General features: G+C 71.6%; 13 protein-coding genes and 1 pseudogene. 11 read left to right on the top strand and 3 right to left on the bottom strand.

Annotated elements, in window-relative coordinates; genetic code table 11:
• Nucleotides 1-46: 46 nt before the first annotated feature.
• Together ACLQ2T_RS18150 and ACLQ2T_RS18145 are read left to right on the top strand one after the other, a co-directional pair.
• Nucleotides 47-955 (top strand): alpha/beta hydrolase family protein, encoded by a 909-nt coding sequence (locus tag ACLQ2T_RS18150; protein WP_425767532.1) that lies wholly within the window; start codon nt 47-49, stop codon nt 953-955.
• A gap of 129 nt (nt 956-1,084) precedes the next feature.
• Nucleotides 1,085-2,053, top strand: a complete 969-nt coding sequence (locus tag ACLQ2T_RS18145; RefSeq protein WP_425767531.1) for an aldo/keto reductase — start codon at nt 1,085-1,087, stop codon at nt 2,051-2,053.
• A 24-nt stretch (nt 2,054-2,077) separates the two neighbouring features.
• Here ACLQ2T_RS18145 and ACLQ2T_RS18140 read toward each other — a convergent pair whose 3' ends face one another.
• Nucleotides 2,078-2,533, bottom strand: a complete 456-nt coding sequence (locus tag ACLQ2T_RS18140; RefSeq protein WP_425767530.1) for a GNAT family N-acetyltransferase — start codon at nt 2,531-2,533, stop codon at nt 2,078-2,080.
• A gap of 82 nt (nt 2,534-2,615) precedes the next feature.
• Here ACLQ2T_RS18140 and ACLQ2T_RS18135 point away from each other — a divergent pair, with 82 nt between their 5' ends.
• From ACLQ2T_RS18135 to ACLQ2T_RS18125, 3 genes are all read left to right on the top strand, one after another.
• On the top strand, nt 2,616-3,194 hold the full coding sequence (locus tag ACLQ2T_RS18135) for a TetR/AcrR family transcriptional regulator (protein WP_425767529.1): 579 nt from the start codon (nt 2,616-2,618) through the stop codon (nt 3,192-3,194).
• Nucleotides 3,195-3,515: 321 nt separating this feature from the next.
• Nucleotides 3,516-5,018, top strand: a complete 1,503-nt coding sequence (locus ACLQ2T_RS18130; protein WP_425767528.1) for a magnesium chelatase — start codon at nt 3,516-3,518, stop codon at nt 5,016-5,018.
• A 2-nt stretch (nt 5,019-5,020) separates the two neighbouring features.
• A complete protein-coding gene (locus ACLQ2T_RS18125) occupies nt 5,021-6,973 on the top strand; it encodes a vWA domain-containing protein (protein ID WP_425767527.1) in 1,953 nt (650 codons plus the stop codon).
• 13 nt (nt 6,974-6,986) lie between these two features.
• On the opposite strand, the gene ACLQ2T_RS18120 is transcribed toward ACLQ2T_RS18125, so the two are convergent.
• Entirely contained in the window at nt 6,987-7,679 is a 693-nt protein-coding gene (locus ACLQ2T_RS18120) for an RICIN domain-containing protein (RefSeq protein ID WP_425767526.1), read from the bottom strand.
• A gap of 57 nt (nt 7,680-7,736) precedes the next feature.
• Nucleotides 7,737-7,966: pseudogene (locus tag ACLQ2T_RS18115) on the bottom strand (DUF427 domain-containing protein).
• 106 nt (nt 7,967-8,072) lie between these two features.
• Between ACLQ2T_RS18115 and ACLQ2T_RS18110 the strand changes: the two are divergent.
• The 6 genes from ACLQ2T_RS18110 (at nt 8,073) to ACLQ2T_RS18085 (ending at nt 15,375) form a co-directional block, all read left to right on the top strand.
• The gene (locus tag ACLQ2T_RS18110) at nt 8,073-9,455 is read left to right on the top strand and encodes an FAD-binding oxidoreductase (RefSeq protein ID WP_425767525.1); all 1,383 of its coding nucleotides are present in this window, start codon (nt 8,073-8,075) and stop codon (nt 9,453-9,455) included.
• 52 nt (nt 9,456-9,507) lie between these two features.
• On the top strand, nt 9,508-10,851 hold the full coding sequence (locus ACLQ2T_RS18105; RefSeq protein ID WP_425767524.1) for a class I SAM-dependent methyltransferase: 1,344 nt from the start codon (nt 9,508-9,510) through the stop codon (nt 10,849-10,851).
• Nucleotides 10,852-10,978: 127 nt separating this feature from the next.
• A complete protein-coding gene (locus tag ACLQ2T_RS18100; RefSeq protein WP_425767523.1) occupies nt 10,979-11,536 on the top strand; it encodes a helix-turn-helix domain-containing protein in 558 nt (185 codons plus the stop codon).
• Entirely contained in the window at nt 11,529-12,368 is an 840-nt protein-coding gene (locus tag ACLQ2T_RS18095; RefSeq protein WP_425767522.1) for an SRPBCC domain-containing protein, read from the top strand. The genes ACLQ2T_RS18100 and ACLQ2T_RS18095 overlap by 8 nt, the downstream gene beginning before the upstream one ends.
• 224 nt (nt 12,369-12,592) lie before the next feature.
• Complete coding sequence (locus ACLQ2T_RS18090) at nt 12,593-13,864, top strand: hypothetical protein (protein WP_425767521.1); 1,272 nt, start codon at nt 12,593-12,595, stop codon at nt 13,862-13,864.
• A complete protein-coding gene (locus ACLQ2T_RS18085) occupies nt 13,861-15,375 on the top strand; it encodes a hypothetical protein (protein ID WP_425767520.1) in 1,515 nt (504 codons plus the stop codon). Before ACLQ2T_RS18090 ends, ACLQ2T_RS18085 begins: the two co-directional genes overlap by 4 nt.
• Nucleotides 15,376-15,476: the final 101 nt, after the last annotated feature.

Below are 15,476 nucleotides of genomic sequence, written 5' to 3'. Positions count from 1 at the left end.
CAATTGTGGCAGGCGCCCTCCCCATCGCAGAGGAAGCAGCGACAGCATGCACCTGCACCAACGCGCACAGCAGATCATGGCGATCAAACCCGTCCCCGTGCCCACCACCGGGCGCGACTTCGACCTGGCGGTCAAGGTCACCGCCCCGGTGTCCGGCCACGACCTCCCGGTGATTGTGTTCTCGCACGGCAACGCCTGGTCCATGGACGCCTACGAGCCGCTCGTCGACCGGTGGGCCGCCGCCGGCTTCGTCGTCGTCCAACCGACCCACCTCGACTCCCGCCGCCACGGCCTGGGGTTCGACGACCCGCGATTCGGCGCCATCTGGCGAGTCCGAATCGCCGACCTGCACGCCGTCCTGGACAACCTCGACGACATCCTCGGCCGAGCGGGGCTGGCCGGCCGCATCGACCGGGAGCGTGTCGCCGCAGCCGGGCACTCCTGGGGTGGTCAGAGCGTCGGCACCCTCCTCGGTGCCCGCGTGCTCGACGCCGACGGCACCCCCGGGGAGGACTTCTCCCATCCCTTGGTCAAGGCCGGGGCGCTGCTCACCGCGACCGGCACCGGCGACTCGCTCACCCCCTTCGCGGTGGAGCATCTGCCGTTCATGCGGCCGGACTTCGCCACGATGACCACGCCGGCCCTCGTCATCGCGGGCGGCAAGGACCAGTCGGCGATGTCCACCCGTGGGCCGGACTGGTTCACCGACGCCTACCACCTGAGCCCAACGCCCAAGAGCCTGTTCACCATCACCGACGGTGAACACACCCTCGGTGGGGTGGCCGGCGAGCAGGTAGCCGAGACCAGCGACGAGGATCCCGCCCGCGTGGCCCTGGTCGCCGAGGCGGTCTCCGGCTATCTCCTCGACACCTTCGACCTCGACGGGACGACCTGGAAAGCGCTCATCGAAGGCGCTGCGGCCAGCGACGGCGCCTACCACGTCGAGCACAAGTGAGCCCTGGTGCCCACCGGGCCGGAGCGAAACGGCTCCGGCCGGGCCGTCCAGCAGGCCGCAGTGTGCCGACCCCGTTCCAGTCGGGCTGATCGGTGTTGGGGTCGGGCGGTGCCGGGTACCGTTCCAGCCATGCGCTACGTGCGGCTCGACACCCCGAAACCCCTGTCCAAGATCGGCCTCGGCACCTGGCAGTTCGGGTCGCGGGAGTGGGGCTACGGCCCGGACTACGAGAAGTTGGCGGGGGCCATCGTCCGGCGGGCGGTCGAGTTGGGTGTCACCCTCTTCGACACCGCGGAACTGTACGGTTTCGGTCGCAGCGAGCGGATCCTCGGCACCGCCCTGGCCGAGGCCCGAGACAAGGTCACCGTCGCGACCAAGATATTTCCGGTGCTGCCGGTGGCCGCCTTGGTGCAGCAGCGGGCGGTCGCCTCGGCGGCCCGGCTCGGGACCACCCACATCGATCTCTACCAGGTGCATCAACCCAACCCGGTGGTCAGCGACCAGAACACCATGCGGGGGATGCGTGCCCTGCAGGAGGTCGGCCTGGTCGCCGAGGTGGGGGTGAGCAACTACAGCCTGCGTCGCTGGCAGGTCGCCGAGGCCGCGCTGGGCCGTCGGGTGTTGAGCAACCAGGTGCGCTACAGCCTGATCGACCGCAAGCCGGAGGAAGACCTTCTGCCGTACGCGGAGCAGGCCGGTCGCCTGGTCATCGCGTACAGCCCGTTGGGGCAGGGGTTCCTCTCCGGGCGGTACGACGCGAATCATCCACCGGTCGGGGCGGTGCGCCGGGCCAACCCGTACTTCCTGCCGGAGAACCTGGAACGCGGCACTTCCCTGATCGAGACCCTGCGGCAGGTGGCCGCCGCGCACGACGCCACCCCGAGCCAGATCGCCCTGGCGTACGTGCTGCGGCACCCCAACGTGGTGGCGATTCCGGGGGCCTCCACTGTGGAGCAGATGGAACGCAACGCCGCAGCCGCTGAGATCGACCTGACCGAGGACGAGTACGCCGCTCTGGTCAACGCGGCGCGGGCGTTCCGCCCGGTCACCGGGCTGGCCGCCGTATCGGGAATGCTCCGGGCCCGTATCGGACGCTGACCAGCAGCCACCGACGAGGGCCGGTCAGGGTAGGTCGCGGGCGTAGCAGATGGACAACGGCGCCCCCCGGTACGGGCCGAAGTTGTCGATGCGGTGGTAGCCCTCGCGCTCGTAGAAGCGCATGGCGTCGGGCTGGGCGGTGCCGGTCTCCAGCAGCAGGGTGCGTACGCCCATCTCGCGGGCCTGGTGCTCCAGGGCGCGCAGGATGGCGACGGCGACGCCGGTGCCCCGGGCGGCCGGGACGACGTACATCCGTTTGATCTCGGCGGAGTCGGGGGTGAGCGGGCGCAGGCCGCCGCAGCCCACGGCGGTGCCGTCGGCGTCGCGGGCGACGAGGAAGACGGGGATGCTCGCGGCGCTCGGTTCCTCGCCCGGCTCGTGGTTGTCGTTGCCGTAGCGGGCGTCGAGTTCGGCGCGCTGCGCCTCGCGCAGCCGGACCGCGTCGGTGGACTCCCACGGCTCCTGGTCGACGAGGACCATGGTGACCTTCCTTCCGCCCAGACTCCGTAACAAGCGTTACCGTAACGTACGCTACGGATCGGCTCTCCCGGAAGGGGTACGGATGGCCAGACGACGTGACCTGGTCGACCAGCAGCAGCGGCTGTCGGCGGCCACCTGGTCGGTGCTGGCCGAACGGGGTCTGCCCGGCCTGACCCTGCGGGCGGTCGCCGAGCGGGCCGGCTGCACCACCGGCATGGTCCTGCACACCTTCGCCGACAAGCAGGCGCTGCTGGTGCACGCCCGGGAACTGCTGCACCGGCGTACCGGCGAACAGGCCGACGCGGCGCAGGCGGCGGCGGACACCCCCCGGGCGGCGCTACGGGCCGTGCTGTGGCAGGCGGCCTCGCCGACCGAGGAGAAGCGGGAGCAGTCGCGGGTGTGGGTGGGTTTCCTGGCCGCCGCCCTGGCCGATCCGGTCCTGGCCGACCTGCACCGGTCCTACAACCGCCGGTTCGTCGACCGGATCGCCGCTCTGGTCGCCGAGGTGCGCCCGGACCGGTCGCCGACCGACTGTACGGCCACCGCGATCAGCCTGGTGGCCCTGGTCGAAGGGCTGAACGTGCTGGCGGCCGTCGATTCGGCCAGCTACTCCGACCAGGCCCAGCGCGAGGCCATCGACACCGCCCTGGCCACCCTCTGATCCCCTGGTCAGGGGAGGGTGAAGTTCAGCCGGACGACTCCGCCGACGGTGACGGTCACGATTCCGGTCGATTCGCCCCTGGTCAGGGGTGGTGGCGGGCCGTCGTCCGAGACCGGGCGATCGCCGCCGACCATCAGCAGGCGCGCCCCGATCAGCAGCGGCGCGGCGATCAGGAGTACGAGCGTTCGGGTTCGGACAGATCGCGTACCGCATCGATCGTCTTTGCTCTCCGCGCCGCCGTCCGGGACCCTGCGGTATCGACAATCCGACCCGGTCGGGCGAGCAGACCTGATCGCGGCGAGTGCGAGCTAGCGTGGTCTGGTGAGCAGCTTTCCGGCAACTCCGGTCCCGTCGCCCGATCTGCCCGGCACCCTCGGCGCGCTACGCACCGCCGGGTGGCGATACCGCACCGTCAAGCAGGAGTTGCGCGACAACCTGCTGGCCCGGATGCGGGCCGGCACGCCACGATTCGCCGGCATCGTCGGGTACGACGACACCGTGCTGCCCGAGGTGGAACGGGCGCTGCTGGCCGGACACGACATGGTGCTGCTCGGCGAGCGCGGCCAGGGCAAGACCCGGCTGATCAGATCCCTGGTGGAGCTGTTGGACGAGTGGACCCCGGTGATCGCCGGATCGGTGCTCAACGAGCACCCCCTGCACCCGGTCACCCCGTCGTCGCGGGCGCTGGTCGCCGAGGCCGGCGACGACCTGCCGGTCGGCTGGCTGCACCGCTCGATGCGCTACGGGGAGAAGCTGGCCACCCCGGACACCAGCGTCGGCGACCTGATCGGCGACGTCGACCCGATCCGGCTGGCGCAGGGGCGCACCCTCGGCGACCCGGAGACGATCCACTTCGGTCTGGTACCGCGTACCAATCGGGGCATCTTCGCGGTCAACGAGCTGCCCGACCTGGCCGAGCGGATCCAGGTGGCGTTGCTCAACGTGCTGGAGGAACGGGACATCCAGGTACGCGGCTACCAGTTGCGACTCCCGCTGGACCTGCTCCTGGTGGCCAGCGCCAACCCGGAGGACTACACCAACCGGGGGCGGATCATCACCCCGCTCAAGGACCGCTTCGGCGCCGAGATCCGTACCCACTACCCGACCGACCTGGAGTTGGAGCTGGCGCTGATCCGGCAGGAGGCCGACCTGGTCGCCGAGGTGCCGGAGCACGTACTGGAGGTGCTGGCCCGATTCGCCCGGGCGGTACGCGACTCGCCCTCGGTGGATCCCCGCTCGGGGGTCTCCGCCCGGTTCGCCATCGCCGCCGCGGAGACGGTCGCCGCCGCCGCGTTGCGCCGCGCCAGCCTGCTCGCCGCCGTATCGCCCGGCGATGACGAGGTGTTAACAGGGGGCCCTTCCTCTACCGGAGACGTTAATAAGGGGCCCTTCCTTACACCCGAGGCGGTCGCTCGGGTGGGGGATGCCGTGTCGGTGACCTCTACCCTGCGCGGCAAGGTGGAGTTCGAGAGCGGGGAGGAGGGCCGGGAGGCCGAGATCCTCGGCCACCTGCTGCGTACCGCCACCGCGGAGACCTTCCGGGCCCGGCTGGCCGGCCTGGACCTGTCCGGATTCACCGCCCTGGTCGAGGACGGCAAGGCCATCGAGACCGGGGAACTGGTCTCCGCGACCGACCTGCTGAGCCAGGTGGGCACGGTGCCCGGCCTGGCCAAGGTGCTGGACCGGCTCGGTGTCGGCGACGCCCCGAGTCCCGGGCAGGCCGCCGCCGCGGTCGAGTTCGTGTTGGAAGGACTGCACCTGAGCCGTCGGTTGGGCAAGGACGTGACCGACTCGGGGCGGACCCGCTACGGCAGCCGGGACTGATCATGGCCGGCAACCGGTTCCGGTACGGGCAGTGGCGCGGCGGCCCCGACCCCCTGGCCCCGCCGTACGACGTGCAGGCAGCGGTGGATCAGGTGGGCCAGGAGGTGCTGGCCGGGGGCAGCCTGCGCCAGGCCCTGCGTGACCTGCTGCGCCGAGGCCCCAAGGGGTCCCGCGGGCTCGACGAGTTGACCGCCCGGGCCCGGCGACTGCGGCGGGAGGTGCTGCGTCGGGGCGAGCTGGACGGGGCGGTGACCCGGGCCCGGGCCCTGCTCGACCAGGCCCTGGCGGCCGAACGGGACGAGTTGGCGAACCGGCAGGACGAACAGGCCCGGTTCGCCGAGACCATGCTGGGCAACCTGCCACGATCCACCGCACAGGCCGTGCGGGAGCTGGCCGGCTACCAGTGGGCCAGCGACGAGGCTCGGCAGCTCTACCAGCGGATCCTCGACGGGCTGCGGGACGAGGTGCTCAGCCAGCGGTTCGCGGGGCTGCGCGAGTCGGCGCAGTTGGCGGCCGACCCGGCCGTGCAGCAGCGGCTGGCCGAGATGATGCGGGACCTGAACGCCCTGCTGGCCCGGCACGCCCGCGCCGAGGACACCACGGACGCCTTCGCCGAGTTCATGCGTCGGCACGGCGAGTTCTTCCCGGAGCGACCGGGAAACGTCGACGAACTGATCGAGCTGCTGGCCCGCCGGGCGGCGGCCGGGCAGCGGTTGATGAACTCGCTGTCCGAGCGGCAGCGTACGGAGCTCGCCGAGCTGATGCGGCAGTCCCTCGGTGACCGGCTGGCCGGGGAGCTGGCCGCGCTGGAGCAGAACCTGCGGTCCCTGCGACCGGATCTGCGCTGGGGGCGCGGCGAGCGGACCCAGGGCGGTCAGCCCCTGGGCTACGGCGAGGCGACCGGGGTGCTCGACGAGGTGGCCGAGCTGGATGACCTGCTCGACCAACTGGGCCAGGCACATCCCGGGGCCACCCTCGACGACATCGACGTCGAGGCGGTCGCCCGGACGTTGGGCCGCGACGCCGCCGAGGACGTACGCCAGTTGCGGGAGCTGGAGCGTGAGCTGCGCCGGCAGGGGTGGGTGACCCGGGACGCCGAGGGGCTGACCCTCAGCCCGAAGGCGTTGCGCCGGCTCGGTGGTACCGCCCTGCGTCAGGTCTTCGCCGAGCTGACCGCCGGCCCACGCGGGCGGCACGACCTGCGTTCGGCGGGGGCGGCAGGCGAGGTCAGTGGGGCCTCCCGCCCCTGGGAGTACGGCGACGAGCAGCCCCTGGACGTGGTGCGTACCCTCACCCGGGCGGTGGCCCGGTCCGGGCCGGGGGTGCCGGTACGGCTGGCGGTGTCGGACTTCGAGGTGGTCGAGACCGAGCGGCGGGCCTCCGCGGCGGTGGCCCTCTGCGTGGACCTGTCGTACTCGATGATCTCGCAGGGGCGGTGGGGGCCGATGAAGCAGACCGCCCTGGCCCTGGCCCACCTGATGGCCACCCGGTTCCCGCAGGACGCCTTGCAGATCATCGGATTCGGTCGGGAGGCGGCGACGCTCAGCCAGCAGGAGTTGGCGGCGGTGGAGCCGGACCTGGCCCAGGGCACGAACCTTCAACACGCGCTGCGGTTGGCCGGTCGGCACCTGAGTCGTCATCCGGACGCCGAGCCGGTGGTGCTGGTGGTCACCGACGGGGAGCCCACCGCCCATCTGGATCCCGAGGACGGGGAGGCGGTGTTCTGCTGGCCACCGCTACCGGAGACGATCGATGCGACGATCCGGGAGGTGGACCGGCTGGGTCGGCGCGGGGCGACCCTGAACCTGTTCATGCTCGGCGACGACCCCGGGCTGCGTCGGTTCGTCGACGCGGTGGCCCGGCGCAGCGGTGGCCGGGTCTTCACCCCGGACACCGAGGACCTGGGCGAGTACGTGGTCAGCGACTATCTGCGGGCCCGTCGAGGTCGGCGCTAGCTCCTTCTCCGGCTCACTGGAGGGTCCAGCGTTGGGCGGGGTTGCCGTCGCACGGGGCCTGGACGAGGTCGTCACCGGCCGCCGCGCCGCCGCCGTTGACCTGGGCGCACTTGCCGCTGTGCACGGCCACCAGCAGGGTCGCGCCGCCGTCGACCGGCTGTAGGCGCCACTGCTGGTTGGCCTCGCCGTGGCAGCGGAACTGCAACACCCGGGCGCCGTCGTCGCCGCTGCCACCCTCGACGTCCAGGCACTGGTTGTACGCGGCACTGGTCAGGGTGACCGTGTCCGGGCCGAACCGGTTGACCACCCACTGCTGTTCCGGCCCGCCGGTGCACCCGGCCAACTCGGCCAGGGCCATCTCGCCGACACCGTCGAGCCCCAGGCACAGGCCCGAGCCGACCCCGCGGACCACCCTCGTGCCGACCACCGGGTCCGGGGCGGGGGTGGGGCTCGCCGAAGGCGTGGCCTCGGGCTCCTGGACGGGGGTCAGGGTCGGCTCGGTCTCGGTCGGGCTGGGTGCGGCCGGAATGCTCAGCACCGTGGGGGAGGGTGGCGGGTCCCCACCGCCGAGCACCCCGGTGGCGAACAGCACCCCGACCAGGACGCCGACGAGCCCGACCCCCAGGGCCGTGCTCAGCAGCGGATCGCGGAGCAGGCCCCGACGGTGGGTGCCGTAGACCCGGCCCGATCCCTCGGTTTCCGACATGCCGGCATCCTGGTCCACGCCGCCCGGGCTGGGCCAGCCGCCCCCTGCCGCGGTGACTCAGTCGACGACCCGCACGTCCTTCCAGAAGGCCACCCGGTCGCGGACCATCTCCGCCTCCGGCAGTGGTTGCGGGTAGTACCAGACCGCGTCGGCGCTGGTCCGGCCCGCGTGTTCCAGGGTGTAGTAGGAGGCGGTGCCCCCTTCCACGGGCAGAAGGTGTGGGCCTCCACCACCACGGTGTCCTCGCTCTCGGCGATGATCAGGTCGTTCCACACAGCTTTCGGCATGACTCCACGCTAGGCCCGCCCCACCGCGGGCGGATACCGCAGACACGGAGTATCCGAAATGCCCTCAGGGGCATCCCCACGCAACGCCGGCGCGTAAAGTGATCCCATGCGCGCTGTGCGTGATCACGACCGGGCGGTGACTCAGCTGCGACGGTCGTACCATGCGGTGCCACCGGGTCAGCCGGTTCGGCTGGCCAAGCGCACCTCCAACCTGTTCCGTCCGCGTAACGCACCCCGCTCGACCGGTTTGGACGTCAGCGGGCTAGACGGGGTCCTGGGTGTCGACCCGGTCGCCCGCACCGCCGAGGTGCAGGGCATGTGCACCTACGAACGGCTGGTCGAGGCGACCCTCGCGTACGGGCTGATGCCGTTGGTGGTGCCGCAGTTGCGCACCATCACCCTCGGTGGGGCGGTGACCGGGCTGGGCATCGAGTCGACCTCCTTCCGCAACGGGTTGCCGCACGAGTCCGTCATCGAGTTGGACGTGCTGACCGGCGCCGGGGAGGTGATCAGTGCCCGACCCGAGGGTGAGCACGCCGACCTGTTCGCGGCGTTCCCCAACTCGCTGGGCAGCCTCGGCTACGCCACCCGACTGCGCATCGAGTTGCAGCCGGTCCGCCGCTTCGTCGCCCTGCGCAATGTGCGGTTCACCGACCTGGCCGAGCTGACCGCCGCCATCGGCCAGATCACGGCCGACCGCAGCTGGCAGGGGCGGCCGGTGGACGCCCTGGACGGGGTGATGTTCAGCCCCGACGAGGCGTACCTGGTGCTGGGCACCTTTGCCGACGAGGTGCCGGCGGTGTCCGACTACACCGGGCAGGACATCTACTACCGCTCGTTGCGGCGGCGCCGGGAAGACGCGTTGACCACCCACGACTACCTGTGGCGCTGGGACACGGACTGGTTCTGGTGCTCGGCCGCCTTCGGGGTGCAGCATCCGGTGGTACGACGGCTGTGGCCGGCGCGGTGGCGGCGCAGCGACGTCTATCACCGCATCGTGCGCCTGGAGCACCGGCATCAGGTGGCCGCCCGGATCGACCGCTGGCGCGGCCAACCGGCCCGGGAGCGGGTCGTGCAGGACGTGGAGATTCCGCTGGACCGTACGGCGGAATTCCTGCACTGGTTCGCCGACCGGGTGCGGATGACCCCGGTGTGGTTGTGCCCGCTGCGGCTGCGCGAGCCGACGGGCGCCGGATCGGCCCGGTCCTGGCCGCTGTATCCACTACGGCCGGCACAGGACTACGTCAACATCGGGTTCTGGGGAACTGTGCCGATCGCCGAGGGCGCCGCCGACGGCGACGTCAACCGGGAGATCGAGCGCGCGGTGTCGGAGGTGGGCGGGCACAAGTCGCTCTACTCCGACGCGTACTACGACCGGGATTCGTTCGACCGGCTCTACGGCGGCGACACATGGCGTGCCGTGCGGGACCGGTACGACCCGGAGCATCGCCTCACCGGACTGTACGAAAAGGCGGTAGCACGAGCATGAGCGCACGAATCATCAGGCTCGGCGTGGATGCGGCGCGGAACGGAGTGCCGGCATGAGCCTGACGGACCGAGACCAGGGAACAGCCGGCGCCGCCGCCAACCCGCCGCCGGGGTCCGGGCGGCGTGGACCGACCGTGGCGGACGTCGTCCGGGCGGTGACCGAAGGACCGCTGCCGGTGCGGGTCACCGGCTACGACGGCAGCGCCATCGGGCCCACCGACGCCGGCATCACCCTGTCGATCCGCACCGAGCGAGGGTTGTCGTACCTGCTCACCGCCCCGGGTGACCTGGGCATGGCGCGGGCGTACGTCAGCGGGGATCTGACCATCCAGGGGGTGCACCCGGGCGACCCGTACGAGGCGCTGCGGGTGGTCAAGGACGAGTTGCGGCTGCGCCCACCGGCGCTGGCCGAGGGGTTGGCGCTGGTACGCGGGCTGGGCTGGGAGCGCCTGCTGCCGCCGCCGGCCCCGCCGCAGGAGGCGGTGCCGCGCTGGAAGCGGGTGGTGAGCGGGCTGCGGCATTCGCGCCTGCGCGACAGCAGCGCCATCTCGCACCACTACGACGTGTCCAACGCCTTCTACGAGAAGGTGTTGGGGCCGTCGATGACCTATACCTGCGCGGTGTACCGCAGCCCGGACGACACCCTGGAGCAGGCCCAGGCCAGCAAGTACGACCTGGTGGCGGGCAAGCTGGCGCTGCGCCCGGGGATGCGGCTGCTGGATGTGGGCTGCGGTTGGGGCGGCATGGTCCGGCACGCGGCCCGCGAGTACGGGGTCAAGGCCCTGGGGGTGACGCTGTCCCGAGCGCAGGCCCAGTGGGCCCAGGCCGCGATCGAGCGGGAGGGCTTGACCGGGCTGGCCGAGGTGCGGCACCTGGATTACCGGGACGCCCCGCCCGAGCAGTTCGACGCGGTCTCCTCGATCGGCCTGACCGAGCACATCGGGGTCCGTAACTACCCGGCGTACTTCGGTTCCCTCGCCGACCGGCTGCGGCCGGAGGGGCGCCTGCTCAATCACTGCATCACCCGGGCGGACAACCGGGCGCCGCACCGCTCCGGGGCCTTCATCGACCGGTACGTCTTTCCCGATGGCGAGTTGGCCGGTCCGGGTCGGCTGATCAGCGAGATCCACGACGTCGGGCTGGAGGTGCACCATGAGGAGAACCTGCGCCAGCACTATGCCCTGACCCTGGCGGCCTGGTGCCGGAACCTGGTCGAGCACTGGGATTTCTGCGTCGGCGAGGTGGGCACCGGCACGGCCCGGGTGTGGGGGCTCTACATGGCCGGTTCGCGGTTGGCGTTCGAACGCAACGGCATCCAACTGCACCAGGTGGTGGCCACCCGCAACGGCCCCGACGGGGTGAACGGGTACCCGCTGCGCCCGGACTGGCTGGCCTGACCCGTCGACCCACTGACCTCCTGACCCACTGACCTCCTGATCGACGAAGGCCGCGTCGGATCGCCCGGCGCGGCCTTCGTCGGATCGATTGACAAACAGATTTTGTACGTACAAGCTGATTTTTGCCATGAGAGATGTCCTGTACCTGGAACAGATCGAGCAGGCCGAGGTGCTGCTCAAGCCGCAGCGTGTCGAGGTGCTGCGGCAGTTGGCCGAGCCGCGCACCTGTACCGAGGTGGCCACCCGGCTGGAACAGACCCCGCAGCGGGTCTACTACCACATCAAGCAGCTGGTCGGGGCCGGGCTGGTGGAGCAGGTCGACCAGCGCAAGGTCCGCGGCATCACCGAGGGGATCTACCAGGCCGCCGCCCGGTCGTACTGGCTCTCGCCCCGGGTGGTGGGGCGGATCGGGCTGCGTCGCACCCGCGACGAGTTGAGCCTGGGCTACCTGCTGGACCTGATGGAGGAGGTCCAGGCCGACGTCGCCGCCCTCGACCGCAGCGCACCCGAACTGCCCTCGATCGGCGTCTCCGGCGAGATCCGGGTGCCGGCCGAGCGCCGGCAGGAATTCCTGCACGACCTCCAGTCCGCGTTACAGGAGTTGTTCACCCGCTACGGCGGCGCCGAAGGTGACGCCTTCAAACTCGCCGTGGCCTGCTACCCGAAGGAGACCGACCGTGACTGAACCGATGACCTTCGCCGTACGCCTGACCGCACCGATCGCGCGGGTGCACCAGGCCCTGACCGATCCGGCCGAGCTGCGGATCTGGCTGGCCGAGCATGTTGAGGTCGACCTGCCGAAGCGGTACGAGTTCTGGGGCCGCTACACCCCCGAGGGCGACGCCCCGCACCAGCGACTGCTGCACGTCGACGACGAGCGGCTGCGCTTCGCCTGGTTACTCGACGGGGAGGAGACCACCACCGAGATCACCCTGCGTCCGGACGGGCCGGATGCCACCGTGCTGCACCTGTCGCAGACCCACTACGACTTCAACGACGTCGTCAACGGCACCAGCATCCGGGGGGTGCTCCAGACCTACTGGGCGCTGGCGACCGCCAACCTGGGTGCCTACCTGGAAGGCAGTCCACTGCTGCCGAAGACGGACTTCACCAGCGCCGATTTCCGCGCTGAACTGGTCATCAACGCCCCCGCCGACAAGGTCTGGGAGTCGCTGACCGACTCGGAGCAGGCCACCGCCTGGTTCGGCTACCCGATCGGCATCGAGCCTTGGCTCGGTGGCCGGTACGCCATGGGCGGCCTTGAGCACGGTGACGCCGCCAAGATCGTCGACCTGGAGCCCGGCCGGCGGATGTCCGTCGACTGGGGGGCGCCCGGCGTGACGACCTTTGAACTGGCCGAGTCCGACGGGAAGACCAGGCTCACCTTCGTGCAGAGCGGCTTCGACGAGCAGAACCCGCCGTACGCCGCCTGGGCCGGCTCCGTCTCCGGCCTAGCCGAACTACGCCGCTACCACGAAATCCCCAACTGGCAACCCATCTGGCTCCCCACCCCCTAACCCACCCCTCCCCACCCACCCCGCCACCCCCACCCCCGTTGATCATGAGGTTGGCGGCAGTCGTTGATCTTCGCACTGCCGTCAACCTCATGATCAACGGGGTGTATCGGGCGTAAGCCGTGTATCGGCGACTGAAAGTGCAAGATCGGCGGGGTGAGGGCGGGGGTGGGGCGCGGGGGCGCGGGGGAGGGGGGTGGGGAGGGTAACGGCTAGGGTGGCGTGTCGTGACGAGCAGCGAGCAGCGGTTGGCGGCGATTCGGGGTGGATTGCCGCCGCGGCGACACAACGCGCGGACGATCGCGGCGTTGACCGGTAACCCGGGTTGCAACCGCCGGGCCATCCTGGATGGTGCCGGGGTGGACAAGCCGTCGCTGGCCGAGCGGATCGGGTTTCCCGCCAGGTTCGGCCAGTCCCGGTTCGCCATCACCCGAGGTAACGCGTTCGAGGCGCAGGTGAAGGCCGACGGGGGTGCCGAGCTGCTGCGCCTGGTGGCCGCGCGACTCGGGGTGCCGGTGCCGGCGATGGCGAGCTGGACCGATCTCGGTGACGGCGAGGAGGTGGCCGATCGGGCGCAGCGCTCCGCCGCCCTGCTCACCGCAGCCGTGACAGCACAGGCCCACGAGCCCGACGTGCCGGTCCCCGGTCAGGCGCAGGGACTCGACCCTGCGTCGACGCCCGGCCAGGCGGAGCCGGACCAGGGCGCTGACCAGGCTGCGGCGTTGTTCGATCATCCGTTGTTGGGGTTGGAGGTCGCCGGGCGGCGGGTGCATCTGGAGCCGGACCTGGTGGCCGCGCGGCTGGGCGGCCGGTTCCACGTGGTCGAGATCAAGTCCTTTCCGGTCGTCGACGGACAGGCCGACGGGGCCAAGTTGGCCGCCGCGGCGATCCAGTCGGCGGTGTACGTACTGGCCCTGCGGGAACTGCTCGCCGCGCTAGGGCACGATCCGCAGCTGGTGTCGCACGAGGTGGTGCTGATCTGCCCGCGCGACTTCACCAACCAGCCGGTGGCCCACCTGCTGGACGTCCGCAAGCAACTGCTGGTGGTACGCCGACAACTGGACCGGATGGATCAGCTCGACGAGTTGCTGGCTGCCGTACCCGCCGAGTTCACCGCTGACCCGGCCGCTGACCCGGCGACCCTGGTCGCGGCGCTGTCCCAGGTGTCGGCCCGCTACGCACCGGATTGCCTGGCCACCTGCGAGTTGGCGTACTTCTGTCGAGACGAGGCGCGCGGGCAGACCGGGGCGCTGGGGCGCCCGGTCCGCGAGGCCCTCGGCGGCATCGACCGGGTGGAGGAGGTTCTGGCGCTGGCCGCCGGTGAACCGGTGGCCGACCCCCAGCGGACCGAGGCCGCGGCCCTGCTGCGCACCGCCGCCCGCCTACGCGCCGAAGCCCTCGGCGGAGCGACCGGAGCCTTTGGCGGAGCGACCGGCACCCTCGGGGGAGCGGCAGGAGCTTTCACCGGAGCGACCGGAGCCCTCGGCGGGGCGGCGTGAGTAGCCTGCGGGCGCTGGCGGCGGCGCAGGCGGTGGCCGCCGGGGTGGCCCAACCGGTCGCCACCGTCCGGCATCTGCATCTGTCGCGGCGGCCCCTGGTGCTGGTGCCGTTGGCCATGGCGGGGGAGGCGAACGCTCCGCTGGCGGCGATGGTCGGCGCGGCACCGGGCGAGGGGCGGCTGCTGATCGTGCCGCAGCCGCGTAACCGGGATCAACGGTTCGCCTTCGTGGCCGAGTTGGCGGCCACCGTACTGCCCTATGTGGACGCGCACCGGGGCGCCAACGAGGCGGTGTCGGTCGACCGGGGGCGGGAGGTGCGGTACCGCTACCTTGATGCACCCCAGGTGCTGGTGCCGAATCCGGCCGGGGTGACCTTCCTGCGGCTGCTGGGCCGGGCCACCCGGTTCCGGCGGGTCGACGGCGATCATCCGGTGCCGCCGCAGGTGCCGTTGCTGGGCCGGTGGCTGACCTTCTTCGCCGAGCGGGCCGAGCATCCGGGCTCGTCGGCGCTGGTGGCGATGACCCAGGCGTTGAGTCTGCACTGGGCGACCGGGCAGAGCGCGGTGGAGGATCTGCACCTGCCGGCACTGCTGGGGTGGATCGCCCCGCCGGCCAGGATGACCGGTGCCGAGGCGGCGGCCTACGCCGAGGACCCGGCCCGGTGCCCGCCCGCCGGCCCGGCGACCGACCCGGGGTTCGACAACGAGCGGCTGGCCCCGGCCATCGAGGCGTACGCGGCCGCCGAGGCGGACGAGGCGGCCCGGGGTGAGGCGTACGCGGAGCTGGAGAAGTTGCTGCGCGACCAGTTGACGCCCACCTGGGAGCTGATGTGGCGCGGGGTGGGGTTGTTGCGGGCGCTGCCGCCCGGCGCCCGGGTGCCCGCCCGGTGGGAGGGTGACCGGGACGCCTTCACCGCCTACGCCGAGCATGTCGACGCCGAGGGTGCACCCCAACCGCGCCGCGACGGTGCGGTGGCGGCGGCCGCCCGGCTGCATCGGCTGGAACGGGCCGCAGCCCGGTACGCGGTGCAGCGCGCCTACGACGATCCGCTGGTGATGGCCGAGTACCGGTTGACCGGGGAGGCCTTCGTCGGGGAGGTGGTGTTGGCCGATCCGGGGCGGATCGACGACAGTGGTCGACGGCCGGTGCTGCGTCCTCGGATCCAGGTGGTCACCACCGACCCGGTGCTGGTAGGGGTCGGTGCGGCGCTGTCCAGCACCAGCCGGCCGGGGCAGAAGGCGCGGGTGGTCTTCGTGACTCCGGGGGCCGACGGCAGGACCGAGGTGGTGTTGGAGCTGTCCGGCGGGATGGGTCGCGGGCTGACCGCCACCCCGGGCAGCGTGCCTGAGGTGGGGGAGCGGCTGTGCTACACCACTCTCAGTGAGGCGTACGTGCCGGCCGGGACCTTCCCGGCGGTGGAGGAGACCCCCTGGACCCACGGGGGTCCCCCCGGCCCGACCGGCGAAGGGTGGTCGGAACATCTGCCGCGCCCCGAGGAGGACTGGAGATAGACCCCCGGGGGTGATCGTCGCCCAGCGTGGCTTCCCGCTCACCGATGACGATGACCAATTGATCGGAGAGCCGTCGGGTTGCGGACTCCGACCGGCTGGAT

Origin of the sequence: Micromonospora sp. DT229, from assembly GCF_049844505.1 — a bacterium.
Lineage (GTDB): Bacteria > Actinomycetota > Actinomycetes > Mycobacteriales > Micromonosporaceae > Micromonospora.
This window is presented reverse-complemented; position numbering and strand designations above follow the sequence as displayed.